This window comes from Ureibacillus sp. 179-F W5.1 NHS, from assembly GCF_045369345.1.
Classification (GTDB): domain Bacteria; phylum Bacillota; class Bacilli; order Bacillales_A; family Planococcaceae; genus Ureibacillus; species Ureibacillus halotolerans.
In genome coordinates this window covers 161136-179875 of record NZ_JBIQFG010000001.1, presented here as the reverse complement: position 1 = coordinate 179875, position 18740 = coordinate 161136, and the positions used below count along the sequence as shown (strand labels likewise).

Sequence of the window (18740 nt, the reverse complement as noted above, 5' to 3'; positions counted from 1 at the left end):
CTATATTTTTTATTGTTCACTTTCCATTAATTTACCTGAATAAGTCGTAAGGTAACTGGCTGCGTTAAAAATATTTTGTTTTTTTACACCCGGTGTTGTACCACTAGGTTTACTATGGGCTTCTTTAAAGGATTGGGAGTTTTTCCATGTTTCAAAGGAGTTTGGACCAGTCCACTGGGTAAGGACGATATACGTATCAGAAGCTAACGGACGTAACAAACGGAAAGCGATGAATCCCGGTTCGTTTTCAATCGTTTTCGAACGTTCTAAAAAACGTTTTTCAAAAATAGGTCTACCTTCATCCGATACAGGGATATGATTAAAAACGAAATACCCCCGTTGCTCAATTTCATTCACACTATCTAATACTTCATATTTTCGTGGAGTAGCAAATAGAGTTTTTCCTTCAGTTTCATGGAGTAAAACGGAAGTTCCAGAACCATGTAAAACAATCATATGTTCCTTTGAACGATATTTTTTCATTAACTTCTCCATATATTCCGCAGTTCCAGATGTTAAATAAATAAACAAACGTAACCAAACCCCTTTCATAAATTTCTATTGATTTCATCAAAGCAAAAGAAGTAACGTTTGTCAAAAATTATTGTTGGTAAAATCTTTCGTTAAAGAACAATTTTATGACATTTCGTCGATAAAACTATACAATATGATGGTAAAAGTATATATTTGAAAACGGATATCAATGAACTAATATATTTCTTTGTTCATTTTTTGCTTTTCTTAAGGTGAGTGTAAAAAATGAACAAAGATCACCCAATTGTCTTTATTACGAACTCGTAACGAATGTTTAGAACGGTACGTTTGCATCAACGAGTGAAATGAAATAAAGGTAGTTTTTATTTTTTTGCTTTATTCTTTATAGGGATACCTATACTGAATATAAATATGCTTTGCTCGAAAGAAAAGTAGGAAACAGGGCTTATTAAATTGAGGGGAAGGTACTAAAATGAAAGCGATTAATGATACATTATTGCGGGCTGCAAGAGGAGAGCGTACAGAGTACACACCTGTTTGGTATATGCGTCAAGCTGGCCGTTCACAACCAGAATACCGAAAAATAAAAGAAAAATATTCATTAGAAGAAATTACCCATCAACCGGAATTATGTGCTTATGTCACAAGATTACCTGTAGAAAACTACAATGTTGATGCAGCAATTCTTTATAAAGACATTGTAACACCGCTTCCAGGTATTGGTGTTGATGTGAAAATTAAAGCAGGCGTTGGACCAGTTATCTCTAATCCAATACGCACAGTAGCTGATGTGGAGAAATTAGGAGAATTCAATGCAAAAGAACATACACCATTCGTTTTGGAAACAATTAAATTGTTAACGGAAGAACAATTAAATGTACCATTAATTGGCTTCGCTGGTGCACCTTTCACTTTAGCAAGTTATATGATTGAAGGTGGTCCTTCACGTAACTACAATAAAACAAAATCATTTATGGTATCAGAGCCAAAAGCATGGTTTGCTTTAATGGACAAGCTAGGTGATATGATTATTAATGACGTTACAGCTCAAATTGAAGCTGGCGCTAAAGCGATTCAAGTATTTGATTCTTGGGTTGGCGCTTTAAACGTAGAAGACTACCGCGTTTTCATTAAACCAGTGATGACACGTATTTTTGCTGAATTGCGAAAAGAAAATGTCCCATTAATCCAATTTGGAGTAGGTGCAAGCCATTTAGTTAATGAATGGAATGATCTACCTATTGATGTTGTTGGCTTAGATTGGCGCATGCCAATTCGAAAAGCTCGTGAATTAGGCGTACAGAAAGCTGTGCAAGGTAACCTTGATCCTTCATTGTTGTTAGCAGATTGGTCTGTAATTGAAGAACGTACAAAAGATATTATCGATCAAGGACTAGAAGTACCTGGTCACATCTTCAATCTAGGTCATGGCGTGTTCCCTGAAGTCAATCCAGATGTACTAAAACGCCTTACAACTTTCATTCATGAATACAGTCGTGAAAGAGTAAGTCAGTTAGGTCAATAAGGTAGTGAATTCGCTAAGGAAATGTTTTAGCAAAATAATATATAACAATAAGTAAAATTTTATGAGGTGAAAAAATTGAAACCAGTACGTGGATTATTAGTAATGGCATATGGAACACCATATAAAGAAGAAGATATTGAACGATATTACACACATATTCGTCATGGACGTAAACCTTCTGAAGAACATTTAGAAGATTTAAAAAGTCGTTATAAAGCAATCGGTGGGATTTCACCCCTTGCAGAAATGACGAAAAAACAAGCTCAAGCCCTTGAAGCTCGTTTAAATGAAGTGCAAGATGAAGTAGAATATAAATTTTATATCGGTTTAAAACATATCGAACCATTTATTGAAGATGCAGTAGAAGCAATGGTAAAAGACGGTATTGAAGAAGCCGTTTCTATCGTTTTAGCACCACACTTCTCAACGTTTTCAATTAAATCCTACAATGGTAGAGCAAAAGAAGCGATTGAAAAATTAGGCAGCTCTATGAAATTAACGTCTGTAGAAGCTTGGTATAACGAACCGAAGTTCATCGAATATTGGAAAGAAGCTGTGAATCATGCATTTGCTGAAATGGACGAAGAAGAACGTGAAAAAGCTTGTCTAATCGTTTCCAATCACTCATTACCAGAAAAAATTAAAGAAGCTGGCGATCCATATGAAGACCAATTAATTGAAACTGCTCGTTTAATTCAACAAGCTACAGGTGTGAAAAATGTGGAGGTTGGCTGGCAATCTGCTGGTCAAACACCAGAGCCTTGGCTTGGACCAGATGTTCAAGATTTAACACGTGAACTTTATGAAGAAAAAGGATTCCGTTCATTCGTGTACATTCCTGTAGGATTTGTGACAGAACATTTAGAAGTTCTTTATGATAACGATTATGAATGTAAAGTTGTTTGTGATGAGCTTGGTGCGAACTATCGTCGTCCACCAATGCCAAACACGCATCCGTTATTTATAGATGCGATGGTGGATGCTATTTATAATAAATTGGCTAATTAATTTTAGAGAGTGATGATGAGGGTGACTTTAAGGATGCGAAAAGTTGCTGTTATAGGCGGAGGTATTACCGGTTTAACGGCAGCGTTCTATTTACAAAGAAAAGCACAATTGAACAATTTGCCGATTGAGGTCGTGTTAATCGAATCATCTTTACGTTTAGGGGGTAAAATCCAAACTTTAAGGAAGGATGGATTTATTATCGAACGGGGTCCTGAATCTTTTTTAGACTATAACAATAGTGTTCGTGATCTAGCTAAAGATTTAGGTATCGAACAAAAGATGATGAAGAATAACAATGGACTTACGTATGTAGCAGTCGGTAGCAATCTGTATCCAATTCCAAACAATTTTATGTTTGGATCGCTTGAAGTCTCTTCATTCATTACGTCTGGTTTATTTTCTTTAACTGGCAAAATTCGTGCTGCAGGGGATTTATTGTTACCTAAAACAAGGGATTTGGAGGATGAACCGATTGGGGATTTCTTTAGACGCCGTTTTGGTAAAGAAGTTGTTGAAAATTTAGTAGAACCTTTACTTGCAGGAACTTTTGCGGGGGACATCGACCATTTAAGTATCAAGTCGATGTTTCCCCAATTTTATCAGCTTGAAAAGAAACATCGAAGTTTAATTCTTGGTTTGAAAAAATCGGGAGAAGCATTAAGAAAAGAGCATATTGAGTCCTACCAAACTTTTGAAAATGGTTTAGAAACCCTTGTTGAAACTTTGGAATCCCAACTATCGCCCAATTCCATTTTAAAGGGAGTAAAAGTGGAATCTATTGATAAATTAAATGACGGTACGATTCAATTATTCTCTAATAATATGGCACCGATTAAATGTGATGCTGTTATTATGACGACGCCATTTAATGTGACAAAAGATATTTTTACAAGTTATGGCTTGTTGGAACATACACCAATAATGCAATATGCCACAATAGCAACGGTAACTATGGCCTTTAAACAAGGAGAAGTTGAAAAATATCAAGATGCAATGAATTTTTTTGTATCTAGAAATAGTGACTTTGCCATTACGACATGTACTTGGTGCAATCATAAATGGGAAAATGTTGCCCCAGAAGGCTATGATTTGTTGCGAGTATATATTGGGCGTGTTGGTGATGAAGCCATTGTGGAACTATCAGATAGTGATATTGAAAAAACGGTTCTAAATGATTTAGAGAGAGCCATTGGTTTAACGGAAGCACCAATATTTACAGTTGTTTCCCGTTGGAAGCAATCGATGCCCCAATATACAGTAGGGCATGAAAAACGTATGGAATCCATGAAAGAACAATTGGAGGAAGAGTTCCCTAATGTTAAATTAGTAGGAAGTTCTTATGAAGGTATTAGTGTTCCAGATTGTGTTTCCCAAGGAAAAAGCGTTGCAGATGAAATGTTAAATAAAATGTTTGAAATGCAGCTTATTTAAATTAAATCTTGAACATAGCTGTCGAATCTTAAATGGATAGACAGCTTTTATTTTTTAGAAAAGAATAAGCTCTTATTTCGAATGAAAATGAAAGTTTTGTAACCGATGAAGTTTTTCTATCTAAAAGTTGGAGGAAAAAACAATGAAAAAGTGGTTTGCAAGTTTCGTAGCAATTACGGCGCTATTAGTAGGATGTTCGTCTAATGACAAAGAAGTAGATACGAATGAAGGGCCAATAGATGCAGCGTCACTAGAAGTAGTTGTAGACATATTAACGCCTGAAAAAGTAGCAGTAAATGAACCGGTTGAATTAGCTGCCCATGTCTCTCAAAATGGTGAGGATATCAACGATGCAGAGTCTGTTGAATTTGAAGTTTGGGAATCGGGATATCGAGATGAAGGGCAAATGATGGATGGTAAGCTAGAAGCAGATGGTGTTTATAAAGCGGAAATTACCTTTGATCATGATGGGGTGTATTATATGTATGCCCATACAACGGCAAGGGGATTACACGTTATGCCGAAACAACAAATCATTGTCGGTAATCCAGATATGAGTAAAGTAAAAGAAGATAATAGTGATGATTCAATGCCAAGTGACCAAGGAGAATCTACAGAAACGGATCATAGTAATCACGGTGAGCATAGCGAATCAAATGAAGAAAGTAATCATCATTAAACAATCAAATTGAAAACCCTCAAAGCTTGAGCGAGCTTTGAGGGTTTTATCGTGTAAGCTATTTACTTATAGGTTCATCTAATAAGATGAAGGTTAATACTGAATCAATAATACACCGACTGACGACTAGAGAGAATTACATTTATCGCAAGTGTTGCCGTAACATTCACTTTGTTCTTCCATTTTGTCCCCACATTGTACACAAACTTTGTCAGGTAAATTTTTGAAGAATTCAACAACGTTTTCTAACAAGAGCCGCCCCTCCTTTTGGACATCTGTTATATTACTGATTTGATATTTTTAATTGTATTATAACAGTTTCATTTCGTCAACACATTATTTCAATTTTCGTGTAAAATAGTAAATGTATTTGAAGAGGAGTGAAAAGCTATGTATTTTATCGATAATAAAGGGATTACAGACCCTCGTATTAACTTAGCCATTGAAGAATATATTTTAAGAAATATGGATATAGAAAAGGACGATTATTTACTGTTCTATATCAATCAGCCCTCCATTATTATTGGGAAAAATCAAAACACCATTGAGGAAATCAATACAGACTATGTAGAAGAAAATGGAATTATTGTAGTAAGACGTTTATCTGGTGGTGGGGCAGTTTATCATGATCTAAACAATTTAAACTTTAGTTTTTTAACAAAAGACGATGGCAATAGCTTCCACAACTATAAAAAGTTTACACAACCTGTAGTAGATGCCCTTGCGAAACTTGGTGTAAATGCTGAATTATCTGGTCGCAATGATATTTTAGCAGAAGGTCGTAAAGTATCGGGGAACGCCCAATATTCAACTAGAGGTCGCATGTTTAGTCACGGAACATTATTGTTTAATACAGATGTGGATGCGGTTGCTTCCGCGTTAAAAGTGAAAAAAGATAAAATTGAGTCAAAAGGTATTAAGTCTGTTCGTTCTCGAGTTGGTAATATTTCTGATTATTTAAAAGAACCAATGACAGTAGAACAGTTTAGAATGGAAATTTTAAAATCGATATTCGGCGGAGAAGAAAACATTCAATATTACAATTTAACCGATGAAGATTGGGAAAAAATCCACCAAATTTCAAAAGAACGTTATCAAACATGGGAATGGAATTATGGAAAATCACCACGTTTTAACATTCAAAAAACGAATCGCTTCCCTTCAGGAAGTATCGATATCCGTTTAGAAGTGAACAAAGGAATTATTGAAGAAGCTAAAATTTTCGGAGACTTCTTCGGTGTAGGTGATGTTGCAGAAATTGAACAACGTTTAATTGGGACAAAGTATGATCGGACAAGCATTGATGATGCTTTAGAATCAATTGATATTCCCCATTATTTCGGTGGTGTTGCAAGGGAAGAGTTTTTAAAATTAATTTATTAATACTAGTTTTTCAAGGCTAAAAGGTGCTCCTTCTATGTTTAGGGGCATCTTTTTTATTTTGTAATCGAAACGTTTAGAAAAAAGAATAGCTCCAGGTTTATGACCCTTTGACTTTTTGATAAAATAAAGTAATTAAGCATTCCAAAATATAACGGAGGAATGGGTATGGTAAACACAAGAATATTCATTGTGGAGGACGATCATAAAATCGCCTCCCTTTTAGCAGATACATTAAGAAAATACCAATATGAAGTAGAAATAGTACAAAATTTTGATGAAATCGTGGAGGAATGTAATGCATTTGCACCCCACATCATTTTGTTAGATATTAATTTACCATCTTATGATGGCTATTATTGGTGCCGACAGTTAAGACAATATACAAAGTGTCCAATTATTTTCATCTCAGCTCGTTCTGGGGAAATGGATCAAATTTTTGCCTTAGAAAATGGCGGGGATGATTTTATTACAAAGCCTTTTAATTATGAAATTGTTTTAGCGAAAATTAAAAGTCATTTAAGAAGAACATATGGTGAATATTCTTCTAGACAAGAAGAACGAACAATCATTTTAGGACAGTTAACCCTTTATTTAGAAAGAATGGAATTGCATTTAAGGGAAATTGAAATTCCGTTGCAAAAGAAAGAATGTATTATTTTAGATTTACTTATGGGTCAATCTCCAAAAGTCGTATCAAGGGAAAAATTGCTGGAAGAACTTTGGGATGACCAAACTTTCGTCGATGAAAATACGTTGAACGTTAACATGACCCGTGTTCGAAAAAAATTAGCTGATTACGGCGTTCTTTCGGTCATTGAAACGGTTCGTGGGGCAGGATATCGTTTCGTGTTGAATGCGGAGGAAATGTAATGGGGTTAAAGTTATTTATAAAGGATAATTGGTCATTAGTAGTTTTTGAGCTATTTATCGTTCTTTTTATATTATCCGTTTATTGGTTGGATGGATTTCGAAATATTAATACCGCTATCTATACAATTATTATTAGTTTAATATTAACGGTTTCCTATTTAGGAGTTCGCTATTTTTTCCGTCATCGATATTTGAATAAGATTACCCAATTACCTTTCACGATGGAAGACGCCCTACAGAAAAACGCTAAATCCCCGGAACATTTTCAAACGGAACAATTTTTACAAGAACTATATCGAGTGTATCAACATGAAGTACAAGCTTTGTATGCCACTCAAACAAGACATGAAAAGTTTTTAAACCAATGGATTCATCAAATGAAAACACCTATTGCCGTATTGGAGTTGTTGTTGCAAGAAGATGGCCCTCTTGATAAAAACAGTGTCCAGGAGGAAGTAGAACGGTTAAGACGTGGACTGGAAATGGTGTTAATGAATGCAAGACTCGATAAGTTCGAAGATGATATGCAAGTCGAACAAGTAAACTTAAAACAAATCGTCAATGCAACTATAAACGACAACAAACGTTTATTTATAACAAATCGAGTCTTTCCAGAAACCCATATTGATGAAGATTTAACGGTTGCCAGTGATTCGAAATGGTTAAAATTTATTTTAGGTCAATTTATTACAAATGCCGTGAAGTATACATTTGAACAAAATAAACGCATCATCGTGTCCGCAACAAAGAATGAATCGAAAGTGACGTTAACCGTAAAAGATGAAGGAATAGGTATTCCAAAGTCAGATTTGACCCGAGTGACGAAAGCCTTTTTCACAGGGGAAAACGGGCGTAAAACCGGCGAATCTACGGGGATGGGATTATATTTAGCGAAGGAAATATGTGAGAAATTAGGGCACGAATTATTGATTGAATCTGAAGTAGGGGTAGGAACGACTATCATACTAACTTTCTAATACTATTTGATATGAGGGAATGGAACAATGCCAATATTACAAGTGAAAGATGTAACAAAAGTATATGAAGGAAAAGTAACGAATCGAGCATTAAATCAGCTTTCCTTTGATGTGGAGCAAGGGGAGTTTTTAGCTGTAATGGGTCCCTCAGGTAGCGGGAAATCCACGTTATTAAATTTAATCTCGACGATTGATCGTCCCACTTCCGGTGAAATTATTTTCAATGATATGAAGCCACAAAGCTTAAGTCCAAATGAACTAGCCTATTTTAGAAGAAGGGAACTAGGATTTGTTTTTCAAGATTTTAATTTGTTGCCTATGTTAACGGTAGAGGAAAATATCATTTTACCTTTAACTCTCGATCAAAAGCCGGTAGAGATGATGGAAGAAAGGTTGAAAAATTTAGCTAAAAGGCTCGATTTAACTTCCTACTTACATAAAAGACCGAATGAAATTTCCGGTGGACAAGCCCAAAAGGTAGCTATTGCGAGGGCGTTAATTCATGAGCCTACGATTATTTTAGCTGATGAACCGACAGGGAATTTAGACTCAAATAATTCCCGTGAAGTGCTAGAGCTGTTAAGTAAAATCAATGAAGAAAAACGGGCAACAATTATTATGGTTACCCATGACCCAATTGCCGCGAGTTTTTGTGATCGGGTGTTATTTATAAAAGATGGTGAATTTTTCAATGAAATTCATCGGGATGATAGACGCCAAACATTTTTCCAACGAATACTAAATGTGCTGAGCTTACTAGGGGGAGGACAAGTAGGTGACCTTTCATCAATTCGCTTACCGTAATGTGATACGAAATATTCGAATTTATGCCGCTTTCTTTATGGCAAGCTTTTTTTCCGTATTTGTTTTCTTTATATATTCGATGCTGATGTTCCATCCCGCAACGGAGAATGGCTTTTTAGGGAATGTCCCAATTCTTTGGATGGTCATTGCTGAAATCATTTTAGTGCTGTTTTCTTGGTTTTTTATTTTCTATTCGATGAAAGCTTTTTTAGAAGCTAGATCGAAAGAATTTGCGATTTTGCTTCACTTAGGGATGGAGAGAAGACAGCTTTCGAAGCTCATTTTTTTGGAGACGATTATTATCGGCTCCATTTCTATTGTGTTAGGGATTATTTTTGGATTTTCCTTTTCTAAATTTTTCTTTATGATTGTCCGGGAAATTTTATTTTTGGAAGATCTACCCCTTTATCTTTCATGGGAACCATTTTTATTAACGATTGGTGTTTATTTAAGTGCTTTCATTTTTATTTCGTTATTTTGTTTCCATTTTGCACCGGAGAAAAATATTATTGATGTATTTAATGGACCAAAAAGTGTTGAAATACAGGTGGACTATACGAAAAACAAAGCGATACTTGGGCTTATCTTCATCGTTTTGAGCTACTGTTTAGCTCTTCTTACTACACGGGGAACCTTCGAAATTTTTTCAGTATTAATTCCGATTTTTATTACGATTGGTACGTATTACTTTTTCGCCCATACGACCCAATATTTCTTTGCCAGGGTAAAGGGGAGAAAAAGTCTTTATTGGAAAAAATCCCGAATGCTACCGATTGCAGAACAGACGTTTATTTTTAAAAACAACGGAAAAATTTACTTTATTATGACGATGGTATCTACATTAGCCTTTTTATCGATTGGATTGCTTGCTGCTTTTTCATCTTATACATCCCAATACGATAAACTGAATCCTTTAGGGTTAATTTATAAAGGGCATATCGATAATCCGTATGAACATAAACATATTCAATCCATCGTATCGGAGTTAGAGCATAAAGGATTATCTTATCAACTTACCCAATTTACTGTGTTAAAGCAGACATCATCTTTCACCAATTATGAAGTGGAAGTTTTTAGTGAGTCTGATATTAATAGTTTATTATTTTCTTATGGCTATCCGTTAATTAACTTATCGAAGGGGGAAGGAATGTTTATTCCTTATTCGGAAGATTCGATTAAGAAATTGGCCAAACGAACAGTAGACACTGTTTTAGTTGAAAACAATGTACCTATCCATATTGACGAAGTATATCCAAAGTTAATCTTTCCAAGAACTATCGTTGGTTTAAATGCCATTATTATTAGTGATGAAGATTTTAAACAACTAGTACATCCATATAGTGGATTCCCTGAAGTAGAACCAGGGTATCATTTATATACGTTCGATATTCCCCAGTGGATTGAAGCGAATGAAGTCGGATTTAATATTCAACAAAAGGTTTCGAAGGAGTATTTAAAAGATGAATATCATTTACCTTATTATTTTGAAAATGCAGGATTAAATTATTCGTATCTTTTATCTACGTATTCATTACTTACTTTAGTAGGCTTACTAGTAGCAGCAGTCTTTTTATTAGCAGCAGGTAGTTTTATTTACTTTAAATTGCATACGAATTTAGAAGCTGATAAGAAAAAATTCGATGTGTTAAAACGTATGGGGATCTCCAATAGTGAGCTGAAATCCCTTGTTACGAAACACCTATTACCTCAATTTTTCTTACCATGGGGTGTTGCACTATTCCATAGTCTTTTTGCATTCTTTACGCTGCAAAATTTATTGAGAGATTTTGCTAATATATCAATTGTTAAAGAAGTTGTTATCTCCTTTAGCCTATTAATCCTTTTGCAACTTATTTATTTTTATTTAATTCGATGGCGCTATTTAGCTCATGTTCGAGATTAACAAAATAAATGTTATTAGTAGAATAATTTTTCGTTTTCGAAGAGAAAAATGTAATAAAATACTAAAATAGATTGTTTTATTAATATAAATAATTTATAATATTTAGAAAATGAATAGTAATTCATTTTCATCTCCCTTTTGTCAATTTCGTAGCAAAAGGGAGTTAAGCGCAAAGGGGGAAGGGTGTTTTGAATTTAGTTGAACGTGTTCGACAAACAGCATTAGAACAACCCGAAAGACGTGCATATCATTTTTTAGGGAGTGACACTACATACGGTGAGTTCGAACAAACAGTAAGTCGTTTTGCATGGGCATTACAACAACTTGGGGTGGAAAAGGGAGATCATGTGGCGTTTTTATTAGGAAATACTCCACATTTTTTAATTTCGTTGTATGCGACAATGCGAATCGGAGCAACTGCAATACCAGTAAATCCAACGTATACGCAGGAAGAAATATCGTACATTATTCAAAATGGTGATGTGAAAGTAGTCATCGCCCTTGATAGTTTACTACCATTCGTAGAAGCGGGGGTAAACGTATTACCACAGGTAGAAAAGTACATTATTTGTGAAACATCATTGAATATAGAGGAACGAATAGAATCCCTTTCTTCAATAGCAAAGGAAAAGACGTTTTTATTTTCTGAAGTACTAGGGGAGGCTACATCCTCCATAGATCCAGTTCATGTGGAAGAGGATGATGTGGCAATTATTTTATATACTTCAGGAACGACGGGCTATCCAAAGGGAGCTATGTTAACCCATCGCAACCTGTACTCCAACGCACGGGATGTTGGGCATTATTTAGAAATGAATCCGGATGACCGAGTTATTGCTACTCTACCTGTATTTCACGTGTTTGCCTTAACGGTTGTTGTCAATGCGCCGTTACTTCAAGGGGCTACGGTACTATTAGCGCCAAAATTTAGTCCAAGTGAAATTTATGAACTTGCTGGAAGGGAACAGGCAACAGTATTTGCAGGTGTACCGACAATGTTCAATTTTCTTTATCAATTTGATGGCAATACGGAAAATTTCTCACACTTACGTCTAGCCGTTTCAGGTGGGGCACCATTACCTGTTCAAGTTCTTTATAATTTTGAAGAGAAATTTAAAGTACGCGTTTCAGAAGGTTATGGTTTGTCAGAAGCTTCACCCGTAACATGTTTCAATCCATTGGATCGGGAACGTAAAGCTGGATCGATTGGGATGTCCATTCCAAATGTTGATAATAAAATTGTTGATGAAAATGGAAATGAGGTCCCAGTTGGAGAAGTAGGCGAATTAATTGTTCGTGGTCCGAATGTGATGAAAGGCTATTATAAAATGCCAGAAGAAACGTATAATGCGATTCGTGGTGAATGGTTATATACTGGTGATTTGGCGAAAAAGGATGAAGAAGATTACTTCTATATTGTCGATCGGAAAAAAGATATGATTATTGTGGGCGGATTTAATGTGTATCCCCGTGAAGTGGAAGAAGTATTATTCTCTCATCCGAATGTGTTAGAAGCGGCAGTCGTCGGTATGCCTGATTCCAATTTAGGAGAAGCAGTACATGCCTATGTTGTATTAAAAGAAAATAATACGTCTATTGCAGAATTACAACAGTATTGTTCCAATCGTCTTGTGAAATATAAAGTTCCGACTGTAATCGAGCTGTTAGATGAACTACCGAAAAATTCGACAGGGAAAATATTACGCCGTTCCTTAAAAGAATTTGAGAGAGCGAAATAAATAGATGGAAAGAGATTATCTCCAATAAGGGGGATAATCTTTTTTATTTTCTATTAGATTCTATATTTTTGATAATTAAAAATAGTTTGACATAAATGGTCGTCGTGATAAACTTTATATTACGGAAATCGAAATATTGAAAAGGATGGTGGAACAAATGGTTACAAAAAGAAAGCTGAAAAAAGAGGATTTGTTTAAAATTCAGTCCATTACAAACCCACAATTTTCTCCGACAGAAAAGGAAGCTGTCTTTCTTAATACGTTTATTGATGAAAAAGAGGATCAATATTTTAACCATTTATATTATGTAAATGTAGATTCTAATGAAGTCGTTCAATGGACTTTTGAAAAGGAACGAATTTCAAATCCTAAATGGTCACCAGATGGAAAACAAGTTGCCTTCATTTCCAATCGTAATGAAAAAAATCAACTTTATATGATAAATAAAAGTGGTGGCGAAGCAAAAAAAATAACAGACCTTGAAGAAGGAATCCAATCATTTTTATGGTCACCATGTGGGGAAAAAATATGGTTTACGAGTAGCTTGAAGGAAGGGGCAACCTTTGCTGAAAAGGTGAAAAAAGAGGAAGAAAAGGAAAAACTAGAAGCTTATACTGTACACAAAATGCGTTATAAAATGGATGGGGTAAAGGGACATGGGCTTGTTAAACAAAAGGTTTCCTCCCAAATTGGCTTTGTTTCTTTAAAAGATAACTCCATTCAACAGTTTACAGAAGGGAAAGATTCTTACTCTTTAAATGATATTTCTCCTGACGGAAAAAAACTTATTATCGGTATAAAACATCATGATCAGCCTGATTACGAATTTAATAATCGATTATTTATTGTAGATGTTGAAACGAAAAACAGAACGGTATTAGTAGACCAGGAAGGTTACTATGGCGGGGCAAAATATTCATATGATGGTAGATATATAGCCTATGTTGGAAGCGATGCAACTTATAAAAACGCGACCCACTCCAACGTGTATATTTATGATACGGAGACTGAGTTAACTCAAAATTTAACAGAAAGCATTGATAGCCCTGTAGGTGATTATGCTGTTGCCGATGTTCAGCAAGGGGTTGCAGCTCCAGATGTAGTTTGGACGAAAGACAACGACTTATATTTCCAACTTTCTACAACGGGGGATGTTCAATTATATTATGCAAGTTTAGATGGGGCTGTTTATCCTGCGACACCAGAAGGGGAGCACGCATATGATTATGCCATTTACAAAAATGGTCAAATTGCATTAGTTTGTGTATCGAATCCTGTTTCCCCAGGGGAGTTATATAAAGTTGATATTGCGAAGGGCGAACGAAATCAAATCACGCACTTTAATGATGAATGGTTAGAAGAAGTTGAACTTGTAAAACCAGAATCCTTTTACTACACAAGTACAAATGATGTATCTGTCCATGGTTGGTTAATGAAACCTAGCCAATTTAAAGATGGGGAAAAGTATCCATTAATTGTTGAAATTCATGGTGGTCCTCATACGATGTATGCCAATACATTCTTCCATGAAATGCAACTGTTAGCAGCTCAAGGTTACGGTGTACTTTATGTAAATCCAAGGGGAAGCCATGGCTATAGTCAAACGTTTGTTGATGCAGTGCGCGGTGATTATGGTGGAGGAGATTATGAAGACATTATGGCTGGTTTGGATGAAGTCCTTCGCGAGCATTCTTGGATTGATGCAGAACGCCTAGGAGTTACAGGAGGTTCTTACGGTGGATTTATGACAAATTGGATTGTCGGTCATACGAACCGTTTTAAAGCAGCGGTAACGCAACGAAGCATATCTAACTGGATTAGTTTCTTTGGCGTTTCTGATATTGGTTATTATTTTACACCGTGGCAAATTGGTGCCGATATGACAGATCCAGAAAAGCTATGGCATCATTCTCCATTAAAATACGCGAATAATATTGAAACACCGTTATTAATATTGCATAGTGAACTGGATTTCCGCTGTCCAATTGAACAAGCCGAACAATTATTTATTACATTAAAATCGATGGGGAAAGAAACGAGTTTCGTTCGATTCCCTGACAATAATCATAACTTATCTCGTACAGGTACACCGAGCCTACGAATCGAGCGTTTAACTCAAATTATTACATGGTTTAAAAACTATTTATAAAATTTGAAGGAATGGTGTTGTCACCAGTGACAGAAATAAGCCAAACCTGTAAAATAGTATAGATAAATGAGAGTTGAATATCCGTCTACTATTCATGATTGCTCGTTTACAATCAAGGAAATTAGAAATGAGGTATAAAATCGTGCCAAAAATGAATGTTGAAAGTTTCAATTTAGATCATACAAAAGTGGCAGCGCCATATGTAAGACTTGCCGGGATTAAGGAAGGGCAAAATGGCGATGTTGTCCGTAAATATGATGTCCGTTTCAAACAACCAAACGAAGAACATATGAAAATGGATGCTCTTCACTCAATAGAGCACCTTATGGCAGAAAATATTCGTAACCATACGGACTTTGTAGTCGATATGAGTCCGATGGGATGCCAAACAGGTTTTTATTTAACGATGATTAACCATGATGACTATGAAGAAGTGTTAACGATTTTAGAAAAGACATTACAAGATGTTGTTAACGCTACGGAAGTTCCAGCTTGTAATGAAGTGCAATGTGGCTGGGCAGCAAACCATAGTTTAGAAGGTGCCCAAAATCTTGCAAAAGAAATGTTAGAAAAACGCAGCGAATGGTCAACGGTTTTTAAAGAGGAACAATAAGAAAAATTATTACTTCAGATTGTAGGCAAACTTGAAAATTCTAGTTTGTCTACAATCTGAGTTTAATTCTCAAATTTTGCTACTAATTTTGTTGTTTTTACTTTATTACTGATTCTTTTAACTTAGCAAACACTGTTCTTTTTGAGAACTATTCTTTTCCTTAGTGTCGCTAATATATTATCGAACACTTTTATAACATTTTTTTATTTAATGAATCAAAATTTGATATAAGGAAGATGAATGGTTGTAGTAAAATCCAAAGTATACACCCATTAAAAAAGAGAGATTCTTCGATGAAGATGAAATAGACCTATCTCCTGGTATTTACAAATTAATTATCCCAAGTCTATATTAAACTCAAAATGTCATCAGTGAAATAAATAACAAACTAAAATGACCAGCCTTTCCTTAATTATTAAAGACTGGTCTTATACTCTAGACAAAGTCGCTTTCGACGACTTTGTCTATTATTTTTTTATTCAGTAAATCATATTCTGACAAATAACTGATGTAAAATTAGTATTAAAATTAAAAAAATTCAAAAAGTAACATTAAAGTTTGGTAATAATTTGTATATTTCGATACTCTGTGACCGTTCTTTAATTGTTAAGAACTATGCTTTTTTCTTGAAAAAATATAATCTCCATTTAGTCCATATTAATCTAAGAAACGTTTGCGAACTTCTGGAGAAGGAATCATACAAGTTTCTCTTTTACCAAACCACCTATAGCGGTTTTTTGCAACAATATTATAAATGAAATCTCTTAATGGTTTAGGGATGATTATCAATATATACCCCGTCTTATACCATCCTTTTAAATTTTTGCAAATTCGAAGTACTGCAGAAGATTTATAATGATATTTATTATTTTCCAACAGAAAAATACTATCAATATCATGTGGCGCACTATACTTATTTAATAAACAAATCCCGATTTTACTCTGTAATGATGCAAATTTAAAATAGCCTTTTTTATCATTTTTAATTATGAATTGAACTGCACAATCACAAAAGTTACAATCCCCATCAAATAAAATAATCCCGCTCATTTTTTTCAATCCTTTTTTATTTTTTACTTAAAGATACTCCGTCCTGAACTATCTACAAAGAAACGTTTAGTGTTTTTCAAATTAATATATTTTTTCAATGTCTTTTTTACTTTTGTAAATGAATATTCGTTATTCCACTGTCTTAAATACAATATAACAGCTGCACACATTGTGATTCCAAAAGTTACAATCCCAATCGTAAAAATAATCCCAATGTGAAAAATAATCCCTAAATTGTGTCCAAATCTTTTAAGTGGACTTGAAGCAAACATACAGATAACCAAAAACAATTCGAAAACAGTGACTGCCCATGTTACCAGAATAATGAATGGGCTATTTAATAATGGTTCTAATACATTTAATTGATAAGGAGGTAAGCCGAAAATTGGATCACTAAAGAAATAATATAGTGCAGTTCCATCTGCCCATTCAGGATTTTTTAATCGTTCTAAAGCAGCATTAAGATATATAATACCCACCTGAATTTTTATTAATATCATAAATAGCCAAGTTATATATTTGCTATAAAAATTGTTACAATTTTCAACAGTTTTGTAAAAATGATTCTTTCTTCTATCCAAAAGTGTGATTGGAATTAACAAAAAAGTAAGGACGGTATTTATCTGTTCTCCACCGTCTATTGTAGTAGCTGACCACTGAAGGGTATATGCTATATACCAATGAATAATACCGGTATATTGGGGTCTCCAGCCACTTGCGATAATAAAGAGGCAGAGGATCATTAAAAATCTAATTAATTCTAGAGAAATGTTAAAATGGTCAGCAACACAAAATGCAGAAGGAGCAGTTAAATATTCGCAAGATACGTCACCAAAAAGGCAAAATCAAAAGAAGGGGAGAAAGCTGCCGTCGCTATTGTTGAGTACATCGAGGAAGTGGATCCTACATATTTTGATGAGCTAAAAAGCTCTATTGAAAATAAGGACCCAAATAAACTGGTTGAGACATTAGCAGAGGGAGAAAAGTTAATTGTTTCTTATGCCGAAGATAGCGGAAATAAAACAGAGGTATTAACTGAGGAAGATGTAGTTACACCTCAAGCATGTGGTCCAACAGTATGCGTTTTAGTTGTAGTAGCAGGCGTATACTTATATGTTGGCGGTGTTCAGGGCGTAGTTCTACAAACTGGGGCTGCAATTACAACAGGTATATGGAAATATGTTGCATATACATCAAGTTCCGTTCAACAGGCGTATGCTATTGAACAAGCAGCTGTAGAAACATTGGATATGTTGACAGAACAATCGGGAAAATAGGGCATTTTTTAGAAAAGGCATACTCTTTGAGGAGAATGCCTTTTCCATTTCAATCATATCGAGGTATTTTAACTATTTATCAAAGGTATTTATCCAAATTAAACCTACAATGATAATGATCAGATTAGAGAGGAAGAAGGCAACAATACCTATACTATTAATATTTCCACTTGTTACATCATTTATAATATTATTTAATAATAATGCAATTAATACAGAAATAAATAAAGAAAAATTTGTGCTTAACACTTGTAAGAATACCTGAATTTTTGTTTTTATGTTATTTTGGGCATTTATTTCATCTTCGTTAGTCTTAAAAGTACTGTGAAATTTTTTCATGTCTACCTTTACCTTTTTTCCAAGTAGAAATGTAATGATATATACTAAAATGTTAATCCCTATTAGTAAATAATATTCAGAAGCATTTCCAAACGAATCAGCAGTTCCACCGAAAGAGAAGTGAATTGGTACTTGAGGATTATTATTACTTATAATGACATAGCTGATCACGATTAATTGGAAAAAAACAGTTAAACTGAAAAAAATATGCAAGCCCCTTGTTATTGACCTCATATTCAGACCTCCTTCAAATTTGAATATTTTATAATTATAAAGATGGTTAAAATTCCTAGTAACGGCATCAAAGTCCAAACTGATATATATAGAACATAATAATTATTAAAATTAAAATATGACAGAACTATATATAATAAACCACAAATTATAGATATTAAACCAATTCTTCTTCTTAATCTATATTTATTCAAATGAACTGTTGTAAACATTCTTCCTATCTTTTTCCCTAAACTGTGAGTGAAATAATTCCCCAAGAGTAAT

General features: G+C 34.5%; 17 protein-coding genes and 1 pseudogene. 13 read left to right on the top strand and 5 right to left on the bottom strand.

The genetic code is table 11. The annotated features are described in order from the left end of the window. Positions 1 to 9: 9 nt before the first annotated feature. A complete protein-coding gene (locus tag ACH0B5_RS00915; protein ID WP_122970859.1) occupies positions 10 to 531 on the bottom strand; it encodes an antibiotic biosynthesis monooxygenase family protein in 522 nt (173 codons plus the stop codon). A 436-nt stretch (positions 532 to 967) separates the two neighbouring features. On the opposite strand from ACH0B5_RS00915, the gene hemE reads away from it, so the two are divergent. From hemE to ACH0B5_RS00895, 4 genes are all read left to right on the top strand, one after another. Then, positions 968 to 2020, top strand: a complete 1053-nt coding sequence (gene hemE, locus ACH0B5_RS00910) for a uroporphyrinogen decarboxylase (RefSeq protein WP_406927281.1) — start codon at positions 968 to 970, stop codon at positions 2018 to 2020. Positions 2021 to 2095: 75 nt separating this feature from the next. Continuing rightward, the gene (hemH, locus tag ACH0B5_RS00905; RefSeq protein WP_122970857.1) at positions 2096 to 3028 is read left to right on the top strand and encodes a ferrochelatase; all 933 of its coding nucleotides are present in this window, start codon (positions 2096 to 2098) and stop codon (positions 3026 to 3028) included. A 33-nt stretch (positions 3029 to 3061) separates the two neighbouring features. Next, entirely contained in the window at positions 3062 to 4459 is a 1398-nt protein-coding gene (hemY, locus tag ACH0B5_RS00900; protein ID WP_241559262.1) for a protoporphyrinogen oxidase, read from the top strand. Positions 4460 to 4601: 142 nt separating this feature from the next. Further along, positions 4602 to 5138, top strand: a complete 537-nt coding sequence (locus tag ACH0B5_RS00895; RefSeq protein WP_406927280.1) for a FixH family protein — start codon at positions 4602 to 4604, stop codon at positions 5136 to 5138. 126 nt (positions 5139 to 5264) lie between these two features. Here the strand turns inward: ACH0B5_RS00895 and yhfH are convergent, their stop codons facing one another. Beyond that, entirely contained in the window at positions 5265 to 5390 is a 126-nt protein-coding gene (gene yhfH / locus ACH0B5_RS00890; RefSeq protein WP_122970854.1) for a protein YhfH, read from the bottom strand. A 138-nt stretch (positions 5391 to 5528) separates the two neighbouring features. On the opposite strand from yhfH, the gene lplA reads away from it, so the two are divergent. The 8 genes from lplA to ACH0B5_RS00850 all read left to right on the top strand — a co-directional run bounded on the left by lplA (position 5529) and on the right by ACH0B5_RS00850 (position 15576). Next, complete coding sequence (lplA, locus tag ACH0B5_RS00885; RefSeq protein WP_406927279.1) at positions 5529 to 6521, top strand: lipoate--protein ligase; 993 nt, start codon at positions 5529 to 5531, stop codon at positions 6519 to 6521. Between the two features lie 165 nt (positions 6522 to 6686). Further along, complete coding sequence (locus ACH0B5_RS00880) at positions 6687 to 7391, top strand: response regulator transcription factor (RefSeq protein WP_122970852.1); 705 nt, start codon at positions 6687 to 6689, stop codon at positions 7389 to 7391. Then, positions 7391 to 8368, top strand: coding sequence for a sensor histidine kinase (locus ACH0B5_RS00875; RefSeq protein ID WP_122970851.1), 978 nt, complete (start codon positions 7391 to 7393; stop codon positions 8366 to 8368). Before ACH0B5_RS00880 ends, ACH0B5_RS00875 begins: the two co-directional genes overlap by 1 nt. Before the next feature lie 27 nt (positions 8369 to 8395). Then, the gene (locus tag ACH0B5_RS00870) at positions 8396 to 9172 is read left to right on the top strand and encodes an ABC transporter ATP-binding protein (protein ID WP_122970850.1); all 777 of its coding nucleotides are present in this window, start codon (positions 8396 to 8398) and stop codon (positions 9170 to 9172) included. Continuing rightward, the gene (locus ACH0B5_RS00865; RefSeq protein WP_122970849.1) at positions 9144 to 11075 is read left to right on the top strand and encodes an FtsX-like permease family protein; all 1932 of its coding nucleotides are present in this window, start codon (positions 9144 to 9146) and stop codon (positions 11073 to 11075) included. Before ACH0B5_RS00870 ends, ACH0B5_RS00865 begins: the two co-directional genes overlap by 29 nt. A gap of 188 nt (positions 11076 to 11263) precedes the next feature. Then, the gene (locus ACH0B5_RS00860; RefSeq protein ID WP_406927278.1) at positions 11264 to 12814 is read left to right on the top strand and encodes a fatty acid--CoA ligase family protein; all 1551 of its coding nucleotides are present in this window, start codon (positions 11264 to 11266) and stop codon (positions 12812 to 12814) included. A gap of 157 nt (positions 12815 to 12971) precedes the next feature. Further along, positions 12972 to 14963: a S9 family peptidase gene (locus tag ACH0B5_RS00855; RefSeq protein WP_122970847.1), complete on the top strand. Its 1992-nt coding sequence runs from the start codon at positions 12972 to 12974 to the stop codon at positions 14961 to 14963. 142 nt (positions 14964 to 15105) lie between these two features. Next, positions 15106 to 15576 carry an S-ribosylhomocysteine lyase gene (locus tag ACH0B5_RS00850; RefSeq protein ID WP_318241022.1) on the top strand — a complete coding sequence of 157 codons (471 nt, stop codon included), beginning with the start codon at positions 15106 to 15108 and terminating at the stop codon, positions 15574 to 15576. 657 nt (positions 15577 to 16233) lie between these two features. Here ACH0B5_RS00850 and ACH0B5_RS00845 read toward each other — a convergent pair. Together ACH0B5_RS00845 and ACH0B5_RS00840 are read right to left on the bottom strand one after the other, a co-directional pair. Beyond that, positions 16234 to 16626, bottom strand: coding sequence for a thiol-disulfide oxidoreductase DCC family protein (locus tag ACH0B5_RS00845; RefSeq protein WP_406927277.1), 393 nt, complete (start codon positions 16624 to 16626; stop codon positions 16234 to 16236). A gap of 23 nt (positions 16627 to 16649) precedes the next feature. After that, a pseudogene (locus tag ACH0B5_RS00840) lies at positions 16650 to 17441 on the bottom strand (sporulation-delaying protein SdpB family protein); the annotation flags it as partial. On the opposite strand from ACH0B5_RS00840, the gene ACH0B5_RS00835 reads away from it, so the two are divergent. Further along, on the top strand, positions 17439 to 17903 hold the full coding sequence (locus ACH0B5_RS00835; protein ID WP_479680904.1) for a sporulation delaying protein family toxin: 465 nt from the start codon (positions 17439 to 17441) through the stop codon (positions 17901 to 17903). The pseudogene ACH0B5_RS00840 and the gene ACH0B5_RS00835 sit on opposite strands and share 3 nt — an antisense overlap. A gap of 72 nt (positions 17904 to 17975) precedes the next feature. Here ACH0B5_RS00835 and ACH0B5_RS00830 read toward each other — a convergent pair whose 3' ends face one another. Next, the gene (locus ACH0B5_RS00830; protein ID WP_122970842.1) at positions 17976 to 18476 is read right to left on the bottom strand and encodes a hypothetical protein; all 501 of its coding nucleotides are present in this window, start codon (positions 18474 to 18476) and stop codon (positions 17976 to 17978) included. Positions 18477 to 18740 lie beyond the last annotated feature (264 nt).

What these genes read in the sequence shown, in the direction of transcription:
- ACH0B5_RS00845 (WP_406927277.1), bottom strand. Translation starts at nt 16,626, where the DNA reads ATGAGCGGGATTATTTTATTTGATGGGGATTGTAACTTTTGTGATTGT.
- hemE (WP_406927281.1), top strand. Translation starts at nt 968, where the DNA reads ATGAAAGCGATTAATGATACATTATTGCGGGCTGCAAGAGGAGAGCGT.
- ACH0B5_RS00880 (WP_122970852.1), top strand. Translation starts at nt 6,687, where the DNA reads ATGGTAAACACAAGAATATTCATTGTGGAGGACGATCATAAAATCGCC.
- ACH0B5_RS00830 (WP_122970842.1), bottom strand. Translation starts at nt 18,476, where the DNA reads ATGAGGTCAATAACAAGGGGCTTGCATATTTTTTTCAGTTTAACTGTT.
- ACH0B5_RS00870 (WP_122970850.1), top strand. Translation starts at nt 8,396, where the DNA reads ATGCCAATATTACAAGTGAAAGATGTAACAAAAGTATATGAAGGAAAA.
- ACH0B5_RS00875 (WP_122970851.1), top strand. Translation starts at nt 7,391, where the DNA reads ATGGGGTTAAAGTTATTTATAAAGGATAATTGGTCATTAGTAGTTTTT.
- lplA (WP_406927279.1), top strand. Translation starts at nt 5,529, where the DNA reads ATGTATTTTATCGATAATAAAGGGATTACAGACCCTCGTATTAACTTA.
- ACH0B5_RS00855 (WP_122970847.1), top strand. Translation starts at nt 12,972, where the DNA reads ATGGTTACAAAAAGAAAGCTGAAAAAAGAGGATTTGTTTAAAATTCAG.
- ACH0B5_RS00895 (WP_406927280.1), top strand. Translation starts at nt 4,602, where the DNA reads ATGAAAAAGTGGTTTGCAAGTTTCGTAGCAATTACGGCGCTATTAGTA.
- hemY (WP_241559262.1), top strand. Translation starts at nt 3,062, where the DNA reads ATGCGAAAAGTTGCTGTTATAGGCGGAGGTATTACCGGTTTAACGGCA.